Annotated in this window: 19 protein-coding genes; 10 read left to right on the top strand and 9 right to left on the bottom strand. The window is 63.6% G+C overall.

The features are described 5' to 3' along the window. Nucleotides 1–138: 138 nt before the first annotated feature. On the top strand, nt 139–774 hold the full coding sequence (locus tag EN853_RS06740; RefSeq protein WP_127858675.1) for an MOSC domain-containing protein: 636 nt from the start codon (nt 139–141) through the stop codon (nt 772–774). 39 nt (nt 775–813) lie between these two features. Here the strand turns inward: EN853_RS06740 and EN853_RS06735 are convergent, their stop codons facing one another. The 3 genes from EN853_RS06735 to tsaA all read right to left on the bottom strand — a co-directional run bounded on the left by EN853_RS06735 (nt 814) and on the right by tsaA (nt 2,622). Beyond that, entirely contained in the window at nt 814–1,656 is an 843-nt protein-coding gene (locus EN853_RS06735) for an SDR family oxidoreductase (RefSeq protein WP_127858676.1), read from the bottom strand. Nucleotides 1,657–1,804: 148 nt separating this feature from the next. Continuing rightward, nucleotides 1,805–2,119: a DUF2293 domain-containing protein gene (locus EN853_RS06730; RefSeq protein ID WP_127858677.1), complete on the bottom strand. Its 315-nt coding sequence runs from the start codon at nt 2,117–2,119 to the stop codon at nt 1,805–1,807. Further along, nucleotides 2,116–2,622: a tRNA (N6-threonylcarbamoyladenosine(37)-N6)-methyltransferase TrmO gene (gene tsaA / locus EN853_RS06725; RefSeq protein ID WP_127858678.1), complete on the bottom strand. Its 507-nt coding sequence runs from the start codon at nt 2,620–2,622 to the stop codon at nt 2,116–2,118. The genes EN853_RS06730 and tsaA overlap by 4 nt, the downstream gene beginning before the upstream one ends. A gap of 136 nt (nt 2,623–2,758) precedes the next feature. On the opposite strand from tsaA, the gene EN853_RS06720 reads away from it, so the two are divergent. Both EN853_RS06720 and metF read left to right on the top strand, forming a co-directional pair. Then, nucleotides 2,759–3,781 carry a metalloregulator ArsR/SmtB family transcription factor gene (locus EN853_RS06720; protein WP_127858679.1) on the top strand — a complete coding sequence of 341 codons (1,023 nt, stop codon included), beginning with the start codon at nt 2,759–2,761 and terminating at the stop codon, nt 3,779–3,781. Then, the gene (metF, locus tag EN853_RS06715; RefSeq protein ID WP_127858680.1) at nt 3,781–4,698 is read left to right on the top strand and encodes a methylenetetrahydrofolate reductase [NAD(P)H]; all 918 of its coding nucleotides are present in this window, start codon (nt 3,781–3,783) and stop codon (nt 4,696–4,698) included. The genes EN853_RS06720 and metF overlap by 1 nt, the downstream gene beginning before the upstream one ends. A 398-nt stretch (nt 4,699–5,096) precedes the next feature. Here metF and EN853_RS06710 read toward each other — a convergent pair whose 3' ends face one another. Continuing rightward, a complete protein-coding gene (locus EN853_RS06710; RefSeq protein WP_127858681.1) occupies nt 5,097–6,017 on the bottom strand; it encodes a DMT family transporter in 921 nt (306 codons plus the stop codon). 213 nt (nt 6,018–6,230) lie between these two features. On the opposite strand from EN853_RS06710, the gene EN853_RS06705 reads away from it, so the two are divergent. Then, nucleotides 6,231–7,451, top strand: coding sequence for an alanine racemase (locus tag EN853_RS06705; protein ID WP_127858682.1), 1,221 nt, complete (start codon nt 6,231–6,233; stop codon nt 7,449–7,451). 96 nt (nt 7,452–7,547) lie between these two features. Further along, nucleotides 7,548–7,925, top strand: a complete 378-nt coding sequence (locus EN853_RS06700) for a hypothetical protein (RefSeq protein WP_127858683.1) — start codon at nt 7,548–7,550, stop codon at nt 7,923–7,925. 135 nt (nt 7,926–8,060) lie between these two features. Here EN853_RS06700 and EN853_RS06695 read toward each other — a convergent pair whose 3' ends face one another. Together EN853_RS06695 and EN853_RS06690 are read right to left on the bottom strand one after the other, a co-directional pair. Next, entirely contained in the window at nt 8,061–9,236 is a 1,176-nt protein-coding gene (locus EN853_RS06695) for a lytic murein transglycosylase (RefSeq protein ID WP_127858684.1), read from the bottom strand. 181 nt (nt 9,237–9,417) lie between these two features. After that, nucleotides 9,418–10,209, bottom strand: a complete 792-nt coding sequence (locus EN853_RS06690) for a GH25 family lysozyme (protein ID WP_127858685.1) — start codon at nt 10,207–10,209, stop codon at nt 9,418–9,420. A 281-nt stretch (nt 10,210–10,490) separates the two neighbouring features. Between EN853_RS06690 and EN853_RS06685 the strand changes: the two genes are divergently transcribed. Further along, nucleotides 10,491–11,876: a serine hydrolase gene (locus tag EN853_RS06685; protein WP_127858686.1), complete on the top strand. Its 1,386-nt coding sequence runs from the start codon at nt 10,491–10,493 to the stop codon at nt 11,874–11,876. On the opposite strand, the gene EN853_RS06680 is transcribed toward EN853_RS06685, so the two are convergent. From EN853_RS06680 to EN853_RS06670, 3 genes are read right to left on the bottom strand one after another with little or no spacing between them, the layout of a single operon-like run. Further along, a complete protein-coding gene (locus EN853_RS06680; RefSeq protein ID WP_127858687.1) occupies nt 11,877–12,542 on the bottom strand; it encodes a class I SAM-dependent methyltransferase in 666 nt (221 codons plus the stop codon). It abuts the gene before it with no gap. Next, on the bottom strand, nt 12,539–13,837 hold the full coding sequence (locus tag EN853_RS06675; protein ID WP_127858688.1) for a DUF3419 family protein: 1,299 nt from the start codon (nt 13,835–13,837) through the stop codon (nt 12,539–12,541). The genes EN853_RS06680 and EN853_RS06675 overlap by 4 nt, the downstream gene beginning before the upstream one ends. 33 nt (nt 13,838–13,870) lie before the next feature. Then, nucleotides 13,871–17,482 (bottom strand): hydantoinase B/oxoprolinase family protein, encoded by a 3,612-nt coding sequence (locus tag EN853_RS06670; RefSeq protein ID WP_127858689.1) that lies wholly within the window; start codon nt 17,480–17,482, stop codon nt 13,871–13,873. Between the two features lie 95 nt (nt 17,483–17,577). Between EN853_RS06670 and EN853_RS06665 the strand changes: the two genes are divergently transcribed. The 4 genes from EN853_RS06665 to EN853_RS06650 all read left to right on the top strand — a co-directional run bounded on the left by EN853_RS06665 (nt 17,578) and on the right by EN853_RS06650 (nt 20,078). Beyond that, complete coding sequence (locus tag EN853_RS06665; protein WP_127858690.1) at nt 17,578–18,093, top strand: winged helix DNA-binding protein; 516 nt, start codon at nt 17,578–17,580, stop codon at nt 18,091–18,093. A gap of 159 nt (nt 18,094–18,252) precedes the next feature. After that, on the top strand, nt 18,253–18,459 hold the full coding sequence (locus EN853_RS06660) for a hypothetical protein (protein WP_127858691.1): 207 nt from the start codon (nt 18,253–18,255) through the stop codon (nt 18,457–18,459). Between the two features lie 135 nt (nt 18,460–18,594). Further along, nucleotides 18,595–19,314: a DnaJ family molecular chaperone gene (locus EN853_RS06655; protein ID WP_127858692.1), complete on the top strand. Its 720-nt coding sequence runs from the start codon at nt 18,595–18,597 to the stop codon at nt 19,312–19,314. Further along, nucleotides 19,311–20,078 carry an N-acetylmuramoyl-L-alanine amidase gene (locus tag EN853_RS06650; protein ID WP_127858693.1) on the top strand — a complete coding sequence of 256 codons (768 nt, stop codon included), beginning with the start codon at nt 19,311–19,313 and terminating at the stop codon, nt 20,076–20,078. Before EN853_RS06655 ends, EN853_RS06650 begins: the two co-directional genes overlap by 4 nt. Nucleotides 20,079–20,147 lie beyond the last annotated feature (69 nt).

The following is a 20,147-nucleotide window of genomic DNA, read 5'->3' as shown; positions in this document are numbered from 1 at the left end:
CCCGGGGCGGCAATGCGGCGCATGGCGAAATCGAATGGCGTTTCCGGTAAGAAGATCGTGATCGTCCGCGTAGCTGGTTGATCGGACCATCGCCGCTTTCGACTGGACCGTAAGGCAGGGGATCGCTAGAGCCGCGACATGCAAGACACCAAAACCAGCTCAGAGCTCTTCCCAGCGACCGGGCAGTCCATCGATATCGTGCCGGGCCGCAAACTCGCCGCCAAAGCGGCAGCGCTCTACAGGGCGCCTTTCGATCATTTCGAGACAAGACCGGTGGAGGAATTGCAGCTCGGCTTCGACGGCATCGAGGGCGATTTCCATGCCGGTGCGACGCGGCGTTCCGGCGGGCGCGAGCCCTGGTATCCGCGCGGCACCGAGATGCGCAACGAGCGGCAATTGTCGCTGGTGGCGGCGGACGAACTCGCCATCGTCGCCGAGCGCATGGGCCTCAAGGAGATCAAGCCGGAGTGGATCGGCGCCAACCTGCTGATCGAAGGCGTGCCGCGCCTTTCCATGCTGCCGGCAGGCTCGCTGTTGTTCTTCAAGGATGGGGTGACGATAAAGGTCGATGCGCAGAACGGGCCTTGCCGTGTCGCCGGCCGGTCGGTGGCCGAGAATGCCGGCATGGCCGATCATGAGGCGGGGGCGCTGCTGTTCCCGAAGGCGGCGAAACGGCTGCGCGGCCTGGTCGCTTGGGTCGAGAAGCCGGGCATTGTCAGGGCGGGCGAAGAGATCTCGGTGCGGGTGCCCGAGCAGTGGATCTACCCGGGCTGATCGGGACCGCGCCGCTTTAGCGGCGCGGCCTTGACGCACTCAAGCAGCCTTGCGGTTCTTGTTCGCGCCCTGGGCCATGACCGATATATCGTCCCACTTCTCCCACGTGGCGATGCGGTTGGCGTATTCCTGGCGGATCATCGGCAGGCCGCCATCGCCGAAGAAGACCCTGAGCGGCGGCTCGGCAGCATCGACAATGGCCAGCATCGCCGGTCCAGTTGCTTCGGGATCGCCGGCGACGGCGCGGCCGCGGCGCTCGGCCATCGCGGCGCGGGCAGGCGCATAAGCCTCGATCGCTTTCGAGGTCTTGGCCGACGGGCCGGCCCAGTCGGTGGAGAAGCCGCCCGGTTCGACCAGCGTGACATGGATACCGAACTCGGCGACCTCCAGGCTGAGCGACTGGCTGAAGGCTTCCAGCGCCCATTTGGAGGCATGGTAGAGGCCAAGCGATGCGAAGGCGTTGACGCCGCCGATCGACGAGATCTGGATGATGTGGCCGGAGCGCTGTGCCCGCATGATCGGCAATGCGGCCTGGGTGACCCAAAGCGCACCGAACACATTGGTCTCGATCTGGTCGCGGGCCTCCTGCTCGCTGATTTCCTCGATCGCGCCGAAATGGCCGTAGCCGGCATTGTTGATGACGACATCGAGCCGGCCGAAGCGTTTGTGCGCCTCGGCGATAGCGGCCTCCACGGCTTTCTTGTCGGTGACGTCGAGCTCGATAGCGGCGACCTTGTCGCCATATTTGCCCACGAGATCGGTGAGAGTGTTCGCGTCGCGCGCGGTGGCGGCGACATGATCGCCGCGAGCGAGTGCCGCCTCGGTCCAGACGCGGCCAAAACCCTTCGACGATCCGGTGATGAACCAAACCTTGTTTGTCATGATCTACGATCCTTGCCCACAGGGCGTGAATTTTCTCGGGATAAACGGAGGAAGCTCCGCTTACGGCATGTACGGTGCCGTCGGCGTTTTTCCAGATGCGGCGCCGGAATTATTTGGCCGATGCCACGACCGGCGACCGGGGGAACGCCTACTCGTCCTCGTCGCCTTCCTCCAACAAACGCGTCGCTCGCCAGCGGGTAAGCACCCCATTGGTCTGCTCGATGACGAAGAAACGCGCCGAGTCCCGGTCATAGCCTTCGGCGAGCAGTTTCTCGTAGTCGGTATGGCTGTGGCGGACGTGGGCGATGGTTGCCAGCCACACCGCGATCGTTGGCGGCAAGGTCTTCATATGCGCGGCGCCGGCATCGGCGCGGATCCTTTCCATGTCGGCATAGGGGGCGAGCGGCAGGAGCGCGGTCAGCGCCTTGGCGATGGCACGGCGGCGGCCGGTGGGCGCGCTCATTTCTCGTCGCGCCCGGCAACGGCCGCTTCCGGGAAGGCATCGATCGAAGCGTAGTAGGGCTTGATGTCGATGATCGGCGTGCCGTCCAGCACGTCGATGGCATCGATCTCGATCCGGCCGGCCTCGATATCGAGCATGACGAGCCTCGCGACATGGAGGCCGACAGGGTTCGGCCGGGCAGGCGAGCGCAGCGAGAAAACGCCTTTCGATTCTGAGGCATGGCGCGGTTTCTGTACAATCAGATTCCGCGGCGCGTGATCGAGCCAGGACAGGATGACGATGTGGCTGGCGCGGTCGAGGTTCTGCAGCCCCTGGCGGTAGGTTTCGTTGATCAGGATGGTCGCCGTCCGTCCGGTCTCGCGGGCGGCGCGCATGTTCTTGGGACATTCCTCGCGGCTCGTCCAGGGCGAGACGATGTGGCCGATGAAGACGATGTGGCCGTCCGCCGGCATGTCCGCTGGGTCGGTCTTCAGGAGTTTCTCACCCTCGCGTGTCTCGAACATCGCTTCCGTCCGTTCAACCGTTAGCGCCGCGCGGATCACGGCTGCGCCATTTTCTTGTCCGGAAGCGACATAGTGCTTGCCAGGCTTTCAGATTCGACATAAACATATCTTTATATCTTTCGGCGAGAACCCGCTCATGCATGTCACACTCGATACGATGGTAGATACATTGAAGGCGGCGGCCGAATCCAGCCGCTTGCGTATCCTGGTGCTGCTGTCGCGCGGGGATCTCACGGTCTCGGACCTCACCGAAATCCTCGGCCAGTCGCAGCCGCGCGTCTCGCGGCATCTGAAGCTGCTGCTCGATGCCGGGCTGATTGGCCGCTATCAGGAAGGATCGTGGGCGTTCTTCAGGCTGTCGGATACGGACGCTTCGCGCGATTTCGTCCAGCGCCTGGTTTCGGGCGTGCGCGAGGCCGATCCGCAGGTGGTGCGCGATCTCGAGCGGCTGGCCGCGGTCAAGCGCAAGCGGCAGGACCGCGCCGCCGAGTATTTCTCGGAAAACGCCGCGAGCTGGGATCGCATCCGCTCGCTGCATGTGCCGGACCGCGCGGTGGAAGCGGCGCTGCTGAAGCTCGTCGGCAAACGGCCCTTCCAGTCGATGCTCGACCTCGGCACCGGCACCGGCAGGTTGCTGGAAATCTTCGCGCCGCTCTACCGGCGCGGCGTCGGCATCGACATGTCGCGCGAGATGCTGACCGTGGCGCGCGCCAATCTCGACAGGGCGGGGGTCGCCAATGCGCAGGTGCGCCAGGGCGACATCTTTTCGCCGCCGGTCGAGCGCAACGCCTTCGATCTCGTCACCATCCATCAGGTGCTGCACTATCTCGACGATCCCGCCCGCGCCATTGGCGAGGCGGCGAGGCTGCTGCGGCCGTCCGGCCGGCTGGTCATCGTCGATTTCGCGCCTCACAATCTGGAATTCCTGCGCGATCAGCATGCGCATATGCGGCTCGGCTTCTCCGACCGACAGATCGCCGACTGGTTCGAGGAGGCCGGGCTCGACCTCGAGGACAGCCAGGAATTCGAGCCGCGCGGGCAGGCCGAGGCCAGGCTCACCGTCAAGCTCTGGCTTGGCCGTGACCGCCGCCTGCTGATCGCCGATCCGTCCAACGATGCGCTGCCAGCCAAAACATTTCCAATGGGGGAAACAGCCTGATGAACCAGTTCCGCTTTTCCCGCCGTCCCGACATCGGCGACAAGGTCCGGGTTTCGTTCGAGTTCTTTCCGCCGAAGACGGACGACATGGAAGCAAGGCTGTGGGACACAGTCACGAGGCTTGAGCCGCTCAAGCCGCAGTTCGTGTCGGTGACCTACGGCGCCGGCGGTTCGACCCGCGAACGCACCGCGCGCACGGTGAAGCGCATCCTCAACGAAACGACGCTGACGCCGGCGGCGCATATGACCTGCGTCGACGCGGCCCGCCACCAGGTCGATGCTGTCATCCGGGAATTCGCCGACTTCGGCGTCACCCGTTTCGTCGCCTTGCGCGGCGATCCGGCCGCAGGCGTGGGCACCGCCTACCGACCGCATCCCGACGGCTATGCCAACGGCGCCGAACTGGTCGGGGCGCTGAAGAGCGCCGGCGATTTCGACATCTCGGTTTCGGCCTACCCGGAAAAGCATCCGGAAAGTCCGGACTTCGCCACTGACATCGACATGCTGAAGCGCAAGGTCGACAATGGCGCGACGCGGGCGATCACCCAGTTCTTCTTCGACAACGATCTTTACGAGCGCTACGTCGAGCGGGCGCGCCGCGCCGGCATCTACATTCCGATCGTGCCGGGCATCCTGCCGGTGCACAATTTCACCCAGGTCGCCAATTTCTCGTCGCGCTGCGGCGCGCTGGTGCCTGCCTGGCTGGCCGAACGTTTCGAGGGGCTGGAGAACGACCCGCAGACGCATGCGCTGGTGGCATCCGCCGTGGCGGCGGAACAGGTGCTCGATCTCGTCGAGCGTGGCGTCGGCGATTTCCACTTCTACACGATGAACCGCGCCGATCTGGTCTTTGCAGTCTGCCACATGATCGGCATCCGCTCGCATGAGGCGGAGGTGGCCGGCTCGGCCGCGGCCTAATGCATGTCGCCCAAAAGTGTTCGGCGGACACAGACTGAAATGGAAAAGGCCGGGTGGAACCCGGCCTTTTCGAACTGTTTGGACTACTCTCGGTGCTGGTCTTCCCGGCTTCGGCGGGTCAGGGAAGAACGCCTATGATAAGGGCACCGATGAATGCGAATGCGGCACAAATCATCAAAGCGTTGATCGGCCTCGTCAGTCCCATGTCATAGCCTCCTCTTAAGAGCTATGGCCGGAATCTAGAGTCATTTGGGTCACAGGCAAGCGGAAAACGTGCTGCAATGCGACATGATTGTGGAATTTGCGACTTCCGATTTGCCGTTAGCCATTGAAACTCTTCGGCAAAAGGCAGATTGGCAGTTGTGAATAAATTGTGGCGGCGGTGTGACATGACACCGCTACCATCGGCCGAACAAGCGCCCGTCGATGGTGATCAGGCCAAATCCGATCAGCGCCATCCCGCCGATTTCGAACAGCGCCAGCCTCTCACCGAGGAAGAGGAATCCGAGCAGGACGGCGCTCACGGGAACGATCAGTGTTACAAGCGAAGCATTGGTGGCGCCGGCCGACGCGACGAGGTTGAAATAGAGGATGTAGGCGAAAGCGGTGGAGAGAAGCGCCAGCGCAAGCACCGCGGCCCAGGCCGGCGGCGAGGCCGAAAACAGTCCGGCCGGGCCATAGGCAATCAGCACGACCGGGATCATGATGATGGTGGATGCGGTCAGTTGCCCGGTGGCGATGACCGGGGAGGGCACGCCTTTGAAGCGTCGCGCGATCATCAGTGCGAGCGCGTAGGAGAGCGAGGCGCCGATCAGCGCGAACTTGGCCCAGACCGGGCCGCCGAGGCCGGCAACAAGGCCAGGGCCGATCATGACAGCAGTCCCGGCAACGCCGAGCGCAATGCCGGCCAGCTTGTTCCATGAGAGTTTTTCGTCCGTGGTGAGCGCATTGGCGAGGATCAGCGTCCAGAACGGGGTCGTGGCGTTGAGCACCGAGGCAACGCCGGCGCCGAGCTCGGTCTGGCCGGCGAAGATCAGCGAGAAGGGGACGACGTTGTTGGTGAGCGCCAGCAGGAGGAAGAGGCCGGCATAGGGCAAAGCGAGGCGGAAGGACGGACCGCGCATCGCCAGATAGAGCTGAAGCGCGGCCGCGGCGATGACGACGCGAAACAGCACCAGCGCCAGCGGGTGGATTTCCGACACGGCAATGCGGGCGAAGAAGAACGAGCCGCCCCAGATCGCGCCGAGCAACAGGAGCTGCGCCCAGTCCTTGAGCGTCATCGGTCCGCGCGTCGGCGCGGCGGCAGCTGCAATCGTCATGTCGTCAACCCTCCCAGGCCGGGCGCAAATCTCGGCCCGCCGAACAGCTCCACCCGATATCGGGTCTGGCGGCAAGGGCCACCCGAAACCTGACTGGTGGTTTAACGTTCGAAAAAGAATGCAGCGCACCCGCCTCGAAGGGCGAGACACAGAACTGTTTTCTTTGGTGGCTAGCTAGGATTAATTGTGCGCGGCCAGATCAAGGATTCGTCCATGCAGCGATTCGAAAATGCCCGCGAGGCGGCACTGGCGCTTCGCCCGGACGATCCGGTCTACTGCTTCCGCCCGCAGGTGCTGAAGGCCGATGCCTTGCAGTTCATGGGCATGTTCCCCGGCAAGACCGCCTATGCGGTCAAGACCAATGGCGAGCAGATCGTGCTGAGGACGCTGGTGGAGGCTGGCGTCAGCGCGTTCGACGTGGCCTCGCCCGGCGAGTTTGCCGCTGTGCGCGCCGTCTCGCCGGATGCCGAGATGCTCTACATGCACCCGGTCAAGGCGCAGTCGGACATCAAGCTGGCGCTGGAGAAATACGGCATCCGCGTTATTTCGCTCGACCACGAGGACGAGATCACCAAGCTGACGCGCGTCGTGCGGGCGCTCGATATCGACCCGGGCGCGGTGACGGTGTTCGTGCGCATCCAGACCAAGGGGCTCGCCGCCTATGAGCTGTCGAAGAAGTTCGGCGCCGGACCCGCCAACGCGGTCGAGCTCGCTGAGCGGCTCAACCGCACCGGCTACAAGGTTGGCCTGTGCTTCCATGTCGGCAGTCAGATCGAAGACCCCGACACCTATGAGCGGGCGCTGGCCTCGGCCGACTGGGTGCGTAACCGGCTGACATTCGACATTGCCGGGCTCGATGTCGGCGGCGGCTTTCCTGCCGAGTACGGTCACGATCCCAATCGCAAGCACCTCGAGATGCCATCGCTCGGCCAGCTCATGTCGAGGCTGGCCGGCGACCTCAAGGAATACCAATTCGATCAGATGCCGCTGGTGGCGGAACCCGGCCGTGTGATCGTGGCGCGCTGCCTGTCGCTGATCGTGCGCGTGCTGCTCCGCAAGGGCAAGCGGCTCTACATCAATGACGGCATCTGGGCCTCGCTCTCCGATTCATGGACCGGCAAGATCACACTGCCGGCGCGTTTCATTCCCGATCCGGCGATCCGCACGCGCAACGGCGCCGAGAAGAACATCGTGCCGTTCAAGGTCTGTGGGGCGACCTGCGATTCCGTCGACATATTGTCCAGGCCATTCTGGCTGCCGGAGACGGTCGACACCGGCGACTGGATCGAGATCGGCCACATCGGCGCCTACTCGCTGTCGCTGAGGACGCGCTTCAACGGCTTCTTTCCCGATACATTCGTCGAGGTGAAGACGCCGTTCGACGAAGGCGATGCGCCGGAAGGGTTTGCCAGCCTGGAGACAATGGCGGATTAGGGCGAGCTAATCCTACTACAAGATCAACTGCGCGCTAATCCAGGTTGAATTCATAGCTTGTTTATGCTTTGTTGTCATCTCTTTGATGGGGGTAGCATGAAAAAGAATATCACTTTGAAGATTTGCTGCATTGCGTCAACTGCTCTGGTTTCTCTCATTTTGTTTGCAACCCCAGCAAGCGCAAACAAGACGGATTGGATCAGGCTGGATAGAATTGAGTCTTTTTCCAAGAGCGTGAGGTCTTTCGGGCACAATGGGCTCGTTACTGATGTGAAGTGCGGTATTGTCGATGGGCAGCCCTCGATGAAGTTCACCTACGAATTAGTTCCGTACCAAGTCCATTACAACTATGCCTGGTCGACAACTGGCGAAGCGGATTTCAAGGCGGGAGTAAAGAAATATTTCAAGCCGGGCGTGAAAGCGCTGACCTGCCATATGAAAAATTTCTATTACGGCACCCAGAATATTCGGTAGCCGAGGCGACGCTCCGCAAGGCCTTGCGAGCCTGGAGACGATGGCGGACTAGCGAATAGGGAGTAGCGAATGGCAGGTGACTGAAGGAAGCGCTGCGGCGAACCCTATTCGCTACTCTCTATTCGCTATTCGCTCCTACAATTTCGCCAGCAACTCCGGCGTCGGCCAGCCATCCACAGGCAGCCCAAGCCGCATCTGTTCCTTGCGGATCGCTTCGCGGGTGTTGGTCCCCAGAATGCCGTCGACCGTGCCGACGTCGTAGCCCTTGGCTTCGAGCTTGGTCTGCAGCGCCTTCATCTGGTCGCCGCTGAGACCTGGTTCCGGCGTGCGCGGGTCGAATTGCGGCGCGCCCGCAAGCCGCGTCGCAAGCACCGCAGCGGTCAGCGCGTAGGTGAAGGACTGGTTCCATTCCAGATAGACGTCGAAATTGTCGTAGGTCAGGAAAGCAGGACCCTTGCGGCCCATCGGAAGCGCCAGGCCGGCCTTCAGGCCGTTGTCGACAAGCGGCGTGCCGTCCGGATTGGTCACCCCCCACTGAGCCCATTGCGAGATCGGCAGCTTGTTGGTTCGGCCGGTCTGGTCCCAAGGCATGTCGTCAGGAACGCGCACTTCCTCGACCCAGGGCTGGTCGCGCTTCCAGCCGCGCGACAGGATCTTGTCGGCCGTGGTCATGATCACGTCCGGCGCACTGTTGCGGAGATCGACCTTGCCGTCGCCGTCGCCGTCGACGCCGCGGGCGAGGTAGTCGGTCGGCAGGATCTGCGTCTGGCCGATCTCGCCGGCCCAGGCACCCTTGACGTCGGCCGGCAGCACGCCGCGGTCGATCAAGGTCAGCAGCGGCACCAGCTGCGGCCGGAAGAGCTGAGGACGGCGGCAGTCATGCGAGAGTGTGACCAGCGCATTGAGTGTATGGAAATCGCCCTGCACGGCGCCGAAATCGGTCTCCAGCCCCCAAAATGCGGTGATGACGGCCGGCTGCACGCCGAACTCCATGTCGGCGCGCGCGAAGACGTCGGCATATTTCTTGAGATTGGCCGCGCCCTGCTTCAGGCGATAGGTCGAGATCATACGGGTCGAGAATTGGGTGAAGGTCTGGGCGAACACCCCTTGAGCGCGATCGCGCGCCAGCACCTTCTCGTCGATGGTGGCGGCTTCCAGCGCGTCCAGGCCGACTTCACCGACGCCGGCCGCCTTGGCTTCCACCGCCATGCCCTGTTTCCAGGCTTCGAAATCGCCGCCGCATTCCTGTGCCCACGTAGGCCAGGTCAGAGCGCCGAAAACCAGCGCCAAGATTTCAACACGCAATCGCATCGCTTCCCTTTCGAGACCGCCGCACAATCCGTGGAACCCGGCCGGATGTGGACGAGATCATGCGTAGATTTCAAAATTCAGGAGCGCCGCCCAGCACCCCTGTGGGGTGCGCCGCTCCGCATCACCAGCGGTTGCAACTATCGCCGCCCGCCGTGTCGAAAAGCAGGCGAAAGGGCTTATGTCAACGGGTGTTCTGCCGCAGCCACTTGTTCCAGGCGGCTTCCGAGCCGTTGAAAACGTTGATGTCGGACTTGCCGGTCATGCCGGGCACGATACCGGTGCCGGTGTACTGCCAGAAGGTGAAAGGATGGCTGCCATACTTCTGACGCGGATGCCCGGCGACCGAGCGCAGCCAGTAAGGATAGCCGCGGAACGTCGCCAGGCCGTTGTCGTCGAAGAAGTCGAGCGAAGTGTAGATGATCGGCTTCTTGCCGTAATGGCGCTCGACGATCTCGAGGAAGGTGGTCATCTCCGCGCGCACCGTCGCGGGGTCGGGGCGCAGCCTGCAGGTTGGCGATTTCGGGTTCCATTCCATGTCGAGCACCGGCGGCATCGCCGAAGGATCTCTCGGGACATTGGCGATGAACCAGCGCGCCTGGGTGGCGGCCGGGGTGCAGAAATAGAAGAAATGATAGGCCGCCCGCGGGATTCCGACGGCCCTGGTGCGCGCCCAATGCTCGTTGAAGTAGTCGTCGAACCGGTCGCCGCCCTCGGTCGCCTTGATGAAGGCGAAGGAGATACCGCTGGCCTTGGCCGCCGGCCAATCGACCGAGGTCTGGTATTTGGAGACGTCTGTGCCGTGGATGGCATAATTCCAGGGCGCGCCGCTGTCCCATTCATGCGGCTTGGAATCCTCGAAACGGGGAGCGCGCACGGCAACCGTCTGCGATGACGGCACCAGCGGCGAAAGATCGTCGACGGTCGAGCAGGCGCCCAACAGCGTAAGCATCAGGATGGCCGCAATACGGCGCATAATATCCCCCGAGCCGGGATCAGCCGGCCGCTGATGGGTCCTTCACTGATGGTGGTCGCTTACGCGGGCCCCCTCCGGACAGCCGCCCCACAGGGCCGCCCGTTCTTCGTGCATGTCGTTATCCCAAAGCAGCTCGGCACTTTTGGGCGACTTCCCTCCGTGATCGCCGAACATGGTTGATAATCCATTGACGGCGCTCGACATGGAACATGATTTTGCGGAAGCAATGGCGGCAAATCGATGACATAAAGCGAGCCGAAAGTTCAAAAGGCGGGGAAAAGATGCGGGCAGTCGTGAAGTTCATCAAATGGCTGCTGGGCCTCGTGGTGCTGGCGGTGGCCGCGCTCTTTGCTTGGCTCTACTTTGCGCCGCCCGAGTTGATCCGGGTAGGCTCAGGCTATTCGGCCAAGATCGTCTGCTCGAACGTCTTCATCGCCGGCCGCGACCCGAATGAGGTGCTGGCCGTCGACGTCCAGGCGCCGGGCCATCCGCTGCTCAAGCTGATGAAGGTGTCCGTCGACAAGGAAAGGGGGCTTGTTTCGGCGGGCCTGTTTTGGGTTCTGGGCAAAAGCACCGCCGTCGAGCGCGACGGGGTCGGCTGCGCATCGGTTCCGGATGGCGACACCGGCAAGGCGCGGCAGACCGTGCTCCGCGTGGCGCCGCCAGCTGCGGCGGCGCAGCCGGACGCGCTCTGGCCCGAGGGCGAACGGGTGGACGCCTCGCAGAAACCGGAGGTTTCGAAGATCGTCGACGATCCCGCCATGGCCGGGACCGGCATGCGCGCGATCATTGTGGTGAAGAACGGCCGCATCGTCGCGGAACGCTATGGCGATGGCTTTTCGGCCAAGACGCCGCTACTCGGCTGGTCGATGACCAAGACGGTGAATGCCGCGATCGTCGGCACGCTGGTCAAGGACGGCAAGATGGCGCTCGACAACAAGGGCCTGTTCGCGCCATGGAGGGCCGACCGGCGGGCAGCCATCAGCCTTGCCGACATGATGGCGATGTCGAGCGGGCTGGAGTTCAACGAGGATTATGGCGACGTCGCCGACGTGACGCGCATGCTCTATCTCGAGCCGGACATGGCGGGCTTCGGCGAGGCCAAGCCGCTGACCGGCGAGGTCGGCAAGGTGTTTTCCTATTCGAGCGGCACGGCGGTGATGCTGTCACGGCTGTGGCAGGATGCGATCGGCGACAAGGCGAAGGCGCTGGCATGGCCGCGGAGCAGGCTGTTCGAGCCGCTCGGCATGCGCAGTGCAGTGCTCGAAACCGACGAGCACGGAACCTATGTCGGCTCGTCCTATCTCTATGCTACTGCGCATGACTGGGCGCGCTTCGGCCAGTTCCTGCTGCAGGGCGGCGTCTGGAACGGTGCGCAGATCCTGCCCGCCGGCTTCGTCGACTGGATGCGCGAGCCGGCGCCGGCCTCGAAAGTCTACGGCAAGGGCCAGGTCTGGATCGAAGGGCCGGGCGACGAGGAAAATCCCGGCGCGGGCGCCGCCGCGGGCCTGCCCCAGGACACCTACTTGATGGAAGGTCATGACGGCCAGACCGTCACCATCATCCCGTCCGAGCAACTGGTCGTGGTACGGCTCGGGCTGACGCCGGCCAAACTCGGCTACCAGCCGAAGACGATGGTGGCGGCGCTGGTCAAGGCCCTCCACTAGCTATTTGCGGGTACCGATCACTCCAAGCCAGGCGTAGCCGCGATAAAGCGTTCTGAAATGGAACGTTGCGCCGGTCCGCTCGGATTCCGATTCAAGGATGTCACGCAGCGATTGGCGCGGCTCGACATGGAATTTCCGCAGCCAGCCGCGCAGCAGCGCCCGGAACCAGCGCGGCAGGCGTTCCTGCTGGCCGAAATCGACGACGTGCAGCGAGCCGCCAGGAGCAAGCGAAGCTAACGCGGCCGAAACCGTCTTTTCCCAGCCGGGGATCATCGACAGCGAATAGGAGACGAAGACGCGGTCGAAGCGTTCGACACCGAAAAGCTCCTTGGCATCGAAATCCGTGGCGTCGCCGCGTGCGAGGCTGACACGAGCCGCAAGCCCATCGCGGGCGATAGCGGCGTTCGCCGTTTCGAGCATCTCGGCGGAGATATCGAGGCCGAACAAGCGGGCGTTCGGGTGGCGGCGCGCGGCAAGCACGATGTTGCGGCCGGTGCCGCAGCCGAGCTCGAGCACGGTGCCGCCTTGCGGCACGTCGAGCCCTGCGATCAGCCGGTCGCGACCGAGCAGGTAGTATTTGCGGGTGAGGTCGTAGATATGGCGCTGCCAGCGATAGACGCCGTCCATCAACTCGGCATGGCTGGCCGGCAGATCCGTCGTGCTCATGCGGCGCGCTTCACATAGAGGTGGAAGCCGCCATAGATGGCCGAGCGGTCCTTGGCCGAGAATTCGCGCGAGGCTTCGTTGTCGTAGTGCCACTGGTCGAGCAGGGAGTTGGAGACGCGGCCCGGCAGCAGGCTGGGCTCGGCCGCCGTGCGAAAGATCACGCGCGCGCCAACGGAGGCCGCGCGGGTGATCTCGGTCCAAAGCGCGTTGAGCAGGTCGTCGGTCATCCAGTCCTGCGCGTCGAGCAGGACTAAGCGGTCGACCGAGCCCGCATCCTTGCCGGCCAGGAACTTGATCAGGTTGGTGTGATGGATGGCGACGCGATCGATGTTGGCGCGGATCGTCTTGTAGTTCCCCTGCTCGAGGTAGGCAGGCAGCGCTGCCTCGCCCGGCTCCGGGTAGCGGCGGGCAAAAGCCTGCCAGGCGAAGTAGTTGTTCTTCAGCGGGAAGTCGCAGGCGAGCTTTTCCAGCCGTGCCTTCAGGACGCTGGCCATCGTGCCGTCGCCAGAGGTGATCAGCGAATCATACTGCGCCGGCGGGATGCCGAGGCCGAACAGCGAGGCCTTGCGCGATGTCGCCCAGCGCAGGAGCTTCTTGTCGAAGACCGGCGCCAGTTCTTCGTTGAAGAAGCGGCGCTGCTCGCCGATGTTCCTGGCCTTCATGATGCCGGCCGGGTCGACGCCGAACAACTTGCCGACGCGATGGCCCATGGCGATGAACAGGCCAAGCAGGCCGGTCTGGTAGAAGTTGCGGTCGAAGACCGAGATGCGGCGCTGGCCGCGCCAGTTCCTGCGCTCCCAGTAGTGGCGGCTGACCGGATCGAGATGCGGCGCGATGAAACGGTCGTAGGCTTGCGAATTGTGACTGGTGTCGGCAGCGCCGAAAAAGCGGAACAGGTCGCCTTGCGACGGCAGACGGCGCACCGCTTCCAGCTTCATGCGGTTCAGCGCGATGTGCGCGGCATTGAGGTCGACGGCATCGATCCTGGCTGGCGAGCGCGTCAGGTACGCCAGAATGTTGCAGCCGCCTGACGCGATCGTGACGACTCGATGGCCGGCGCCGAGCTGCATGGCCTCCATGTCGACATCCGGGTCTTCCCAGATCTGCGGATAGACGAGGCCGGAGAACAAGAAGGCGAAGAGCCGCTCGGATATGCCGTCCTTCGACAATGCGCGGTTCTGATAGACCGCCTTTCCAACTTCCTTGCCGCGGCGATAAACGAGTTCTCCCGAAACATCCGACATGGCAAGGTGATTCCCCGTTTGCGTTGGCGCAAGCGGGTAGCGCAGCGTCATGACAGGCAGGTGACAGCCTGTTGACGCCGATGGTCACGCCTTGCCAAACCCGCCGGGCGTCGGCGTTGTGACGATGACGGCCTCGCCAGCATCGAGCGTGGTCTGGTCGCAGGCCTTCAGCACGTCGATCGACCCATCGTTGCGCCTGACCTTGGTCGAGCCGGCCTCGCCGTCGCCGCCGCCGTTCAGGCCCTGGGGCGGGCGGTTGCGATGCGAGGAGAGGATGGCGCATTCCATCCTTTCCAGGAAGCGGATGGTGCGCTCGGTGCCGTCGCCGGCGTTCCATTTGCCCTTGCCGCCGGAGCCCTCGCGGATGTGGAAATCCTCGAGCACGACCGGGAAGCGCAATTCCAGCACTTCAGGATCGGTAAGCCGCGAATTGGTCATGTGCGTGTGGACGCCGGATGTGCCGGCAAAGCCGCGCCCCGAGTTCATCCGGCCGGCCGGCGATCCGGAGCAGATCGTCTCGTAATACTGATATTGCCGGTTGCCGAAGGTGAGGTTGTTCATCGTGCCCTGCGCGTTGGCCATCGCGCCCATGGCGCCGAACAGCGCGTTGGTGACGTGCTGCGAGGTCTCGACATTACCGGCGACGACCGCGGCCGGATAGGCCGGCTTCAGCATGCAGCCGACGGGGATGACGATGTTGATCGGCCGCAGACACCCGGCATTCATCGGGATCATGTCCTCGACCATGACACGGAAGGCATAGAGCACGGCGGCTCGCGCCACCGGCTCCGGCGCATTGAAATTGTTCTTCATGACCGGCGAGGTGCCGGTGAAATCGACCGTCGCCTCGCGCTTATTCCGGTCGACGGTGATCTTCACCTTGATCGCCTGGCCGGTGTCGGTGGGGTACTCGTATTCTGAACCGTCGGGCAGCCGTTCCAGCACGCGGCGCACACTCTCGGCTGCATTGTCCTGGACATGGCCCATATAGGCCGCGACGACGTCCAGGCCGAAATGCGCGACCATCTTGCGCAACTCAGCCACGCCCTTTTCGTTGGCGGCGATCTGCGCCTTGAGGTCGGCGATGTTCTGCGCGGGATTGCGGGCAGGGTAGGGATGATCGGTGAGGAGCGCCTCGAGCTCCTCCTCGCGGAAGCGGCCGCGATCGACGACGCGGAAATTGTCGAACAGCACGCCTTCCTCGTCGACGCTGGTGGCCAAAGGCGTCATCGAGCCGGGCGCCGTTCCGCCGACATCGGCATGGTGGCCGCGCGAGGCCGCCCAGAACAGGATTTCCTTGCGCGCGTCGTCGAACACCGGCGTGACCACGGTGATGTCAGGCAAATGCGTGCCGCCATTATAGGGCGCGTTGAGGGCGAAGACGTCGCCCGGATGGATATCGCCCGAATTGAGGCGAATAACGGTTTCGACCGAACGGTCCATGGAACCCAGATGCACCGGCATGTGCGGCGCATTGGCGACCAAAGCGCCATGGCGGTCGAACACCGCGCAGGAGAAGTCCAGCCGTTCCTTGATGTTGACGGAATAGGCGGTGTTCTGCAGCGTTACGCCCATCTGCTCGGCGATCGACATGAAGAGGTTGTTGAAGACCTCCAGCATCACCGGATCGGCCTCGGTACCGAGCGCGGCCTGCCGGTGCTTCCTTTCGATGCGTCTGAGGAGCACGTGGTTCCTGGCGGTGATCCCGGCCTGCCAGCCCGGTTCGACGACGATGGTCTGGTTCGGCTCGATGACGAGCGCGGGGCCTGTCACCTTGTGCCCGGGCTTCAGATCCTCTCGCAGGAAGATGCCGGCATCACGCCAGGCGCCGTCGGCGAAGAATTGCCTGGTCTGCCAAGGGCTTGCCGCCTTGTCTTCGAGGCTTGATTCCGTTTCGTCGCGCGCAGCGGTCCCGACATCGCTGCCTTCGACTCCAACCGCCTCCACGATCATTGGCTTGTTTTCATAGACGAAGCCGAACTGCGCCTTGTGGGCGGCCTCGAAATCGCCTCTGGCGCGGAAGATCGAGCCATGCTCGAAATTGACCGGCAGCGCCGTGTCGGTGCCGTCATAGCGGATCTGCAGGACCGGCCTGAAGGCAACGGCGGACTCGGCAATGCCTTGTGCCGCAAGCTCGGCGACGACGCCTTGGCGCAGCGCGGAAATCAGTTCCTCCATAGATGAGCGCGACTGTTCGGCAAGGGGTTCGAGCAGCGCCTGCTGGCGCGAGGCGAAGACCGATGACAGCCCGATGCCGTAAGCCGAAAGCAGGCCGGAGAAGGGATGGATGAGCACAGCCTCCATGCCGAGCGCATCGGCGACGAGGCAGGCATGCTGGCCGCCGGCGCCGCCGAAGCAGTTCAAGAGATACTCGGTGACGTCGTAGCCGCGCTGCACGGAAATCTTCTTGATGGCGTTCGCCATGTTCTCGACGGCGATGGTGACGAAACCCTCTGCCACCGCTTCCGGCGAGCGTCCATCGCCGATCTCGGTGGCCAAAGCTGCGAATTTTTCGCGCACGCTGCCGGCATCGAGGGGCTGGTCCTGGCCGGGGCCGAAGATAGCCGGGAAGAAGTCGGGCTGCAGCTTGCCGAGCATGACATTGGCGTCGGTGACGGCGAGCGGCCCGCCGCGCCGGTAAGCGGCCGGGCCGGGATTGGCGCCGGCGGAGTCCGGGCCGACGCGGAAACGGCCGGCCTCGTAGTGCAGGATCGAGCCGCCACCGGCGGCGACCGTGTGGATGCGCATCATCGGCGCGCGGATGCGCACGCCGGCGACCTCGGTGTCGAAGGCGCGCTCATAGTCGCCGTCATAATGGGCGACATCGGTCGAGGTGCCGCCCATGTCGAAGCCGATGACCTTGTCGAAGCCCGCGAGCTTCGCCGTCTCGACCATGCCGACGACGCCGCCGGCGGGACCGGACAGCAGCGCGTCCTTGCCCTGGAACATGTCGGCTGCGGTCAGCCCGCCCGACGACATCATGAACATCAGGCGGGGACCAGCGCCCAATTCTCCCGCCACCCTTTGCACATAGCGCGACAGGATGGGCGACAGATAGGCGTCGACCACCGTGGTGTCGCCACGGCCGACCAGCTTGATGAGCGGCGACACCGCGTGGCTGACCGAGATCTGGCTGAAGCCGATCTTGCGACAGACCTTGGCCACCGCTTTCTCATGGTCCGGATATTTCCAGGCATGCATGAAGACGATGGCGACCGCGTCGATGCCGTCGGCCTTGGCCTGCTCGATCGCCGGGCGGCAGGCGGCGATGTCGAGCAGCCGCTCGACGCGACCGTCGGCGCGGACGCGCTCGTTGATCTCGATCACCCGCTCGTAGACCTGCTCGGGCAGGATGATCTCCTTGGCAAAAATGTCCGGACGCGCCTGATAGGCGATGCGCAGCGCGTCACGAAAACCCTTGGTGATGAGCAGGAGCACCCGGTCGCCCTTGCGCTCGAGCAGGGCATTGGTGGCGACGGTGGTGCCCATCTTTATGTCGCCGATGCGGTCAGCGGGAATGGCGGCGCCGGTCTTTAGCCCGAGCAGGTCGCGGATGCCCTGGATGGCAGCATCGGCATAGGCTTCAGGGTTCTCGGACAAGAGCTTGCGCGGGTGCAGCCGGCCCTGCGGATCGCGACCGATGATGTCGGTGAAGGTGCCGCCCCGGTCGATCCAGAAATCCCATCTCGCGGTCACGGTGTTCCCCTGCGGTCATGCTGATGCAGGTTTTCATTGCCTTATCGATGGCAATACGTCAATATATTATCGATAAATCGTCAGAAAGGCATCGCATGCAGCGCGAAGAATGGGGGCCGATCGTCTCGGCATCGCATCTATCGGTTGGGGCCATGCCGTCCATGTCGGAACTGGAGTTCGCGCTGACGGTCACCGGCAACGCCTTTCAGCGCTGGACGGTGAGGTGCATGGCGGCCGCCGGCTACCCCAGCCTCACTCATCTCGACGTCCTTTTGCTGCATGCCACCAACCATCGAGGGCGCGAGAAAACGCAGGCCGATCTCTGCACCATGTTCAACATCGAGGACACCCACCTTGCGACCTATTCGGTCAGGAAACTCGCCGGGATGGGCCTTGTCCGAACCGGCAAGCGCGGCAAGGAAAAGACCGTATGTGTCACCGAGGCTGGAGCGCGCGCGTGCGAACGCTACCGGGAATTGCGCGAAGGGCTGCTGATCTCGAGCATCAAGACGCTCGGCCTCGATGAAGAGGCGCTCAGCAGGCTTGCGGCGCTGATGCGCGCGATATCTGGCCAGTACGATCAGGCTGCCCGCGGCGCCGTCAGCCTGTAGTGGGCGCCACATCAACCAAATTGCCTGCAATACCGGGGCGTTAGCAGTTATCGCGATGTTACATGCGGAAACGCAACGTTACGAAACTCGCGAGCCGCTCAATGCATTTCTCCTACGACCGTTCACCGAAACGTGAACGTTTGCTGAAGGAGAGATACCATGAAGAAGATCATTCTGGCGTCTGTTTCGGCGCTCGCCCTGCTGGGGGTTGCGGCTTGCAGCGACAGCGGCACCGGCACGGACAACACGACCACCCAGAGCACCAATCCGCCGGCCAACGAGCAGCCGATGAAGCCTGCTACGCCAGACGCTTCGAAGCCTGCTGAACCGGCTCCGGCAACACCTCCTGCTGCGCCCGCGCAGTAGAAATCAATCCAATGAAATCGGGAAGGCCGGCCTTGTGCCGGCCTTCCTTTTTGGTGGGATTGCCGTCCACAGCCGTTGGACCTGCGGCATCGTCTCGGCTTGATAGCAACCGCCGGTTCGCACTAAGAAGCCGGCATGTCGATTTGGGACCGCCTTGGCGACTTCATCGCTCGTGTTTCGTCGTCGGCGTCCTCGGGCGTCGCCGATGTCGTCGAGGCCGTGCGCACAGTGTTTTCCGGCGACGCGGATTTGCGCCGCCGCGTTGCCTTCTCGGTGGCGATGATCGCGCTTTCGGCCAAGATGGCCAAGGCCGATGGCATCGTCACCCAGGACGAAGTGCGCGCCTTCCAGGAAATCTTCGAGGTGCCGCCGAGTGAAACGCGCAATGTGGCGCGCCTCTACGACCTCGCCAAGCGCGACGTTGCCGGGTTCGAGATCTATGCCCAGCGCATGGCGCAGCTTTGCGGTTCCGGCCATGCGAATTGCATGATGCTGGAAGACATACTCGACGGTTTGTTCCACATCGCCAAGGCAGACGGCCTGATCCATGAGCGGGAAGGGCAATTCCTGCATCGCATCGCCGAGATTTTCCGGATCGACGAGGTGCACTACCAGGCGATCCTGTCTCGGCACGTCAATCTTGGTGCCGCAGATCCCTACGTCGTTCTCGGCATCGAGCGGGGCAAGCCGTTCGAGGAGGTCAGGAAGCGCTACCGCAAGCTGATCTCGGACAATCACCCTGACAGGCTGATCGCCCGCGGCCTGCCGCAGGAATTCATCAAGATCGCCACGACGAGGGTCGCCGCGATCAATGCCGCCTATGAGATGATCGAACGGGGCCTCAGGCACGTATGAGCGGTTTTTTGCCCGACCAGCCTGGTGCCGAGGTCAGGGTGTCGCCGAATTTCGGTCCGCGACGCGGGACGCCCGGGCCTGACATGATCGTGTTGCACTATACCGGCATGGCGACGGGCGCCGGCGCCGAGGCGTGGCTGTGCGATCCGGCAAGCGAGGTGTCCTCGCATTATCTTGTCCATGAGGGCGGCCGCATCGTGCAGATGGTGCGCGAGAGCGATCGCGCCTGGCATGCCGGAAAGAGTTCATGGTTCGGGCGTACCGACATCAACTCCTGCTCGGTCGGCATCGAGATCGTCAATCCCGGACATTTGCTCGGCTACAAAGTCTTCCCGAAGCGGCAGATCGATGCGGTGATCGGGTTGTGCGCCGGGATCATCGGCCGGCATTCCATCCCACCGCAAAGGGTGCTTGCGCATTCTGACGTGGCGCCGGGACGCAAGGTCGACCCGGGTGAGAAATTTCCCTGGAAGGCTCTGTTTGCGGGGGGCGTCGGCCACCTCGTTCCAGCCGCCCCGATCAGGCAGGGCACGGCGTTGAAGGCGGGCGACACTGGTGCCGACGTGGAGGCGCTGCAATCGATGCTGGCGCTCTACGGCTACGCCGTCGAGATATCGGGCGTCTTCGATCGCCAAACAGAAATCGTGGTGGCGGCGTTTCAGCGGCATTTCCGGCGGCGGCTGGTCGACGGCGTGGCGGATGGCTCGACGACCCGCACGCTGCAAAGGCTGCTGGCTTCCGCAAAGGCAGCCTCAACCAAATAATCCGGCCAAGCCGCCAAATTACAATTTGTCATACAAAGTGAATTGCCTCGCCTTCATTGGCGCTAAATC

This window comes from Mesorhizobium sp. M1C.F.Ca.ET.210.01.1.1, from assembly GCF_004791585.1.
Classification (GTDB): Bacteria; Pseudomonadota; Alphaproteobacteria; order Rhizobiales; family Rhizobiaceae; genus Mesorhizobium.
Note: the sequence above shows the minus strand (reverse complement) of the source record. Positions and strands in the feature narration are given on the sequence as shown.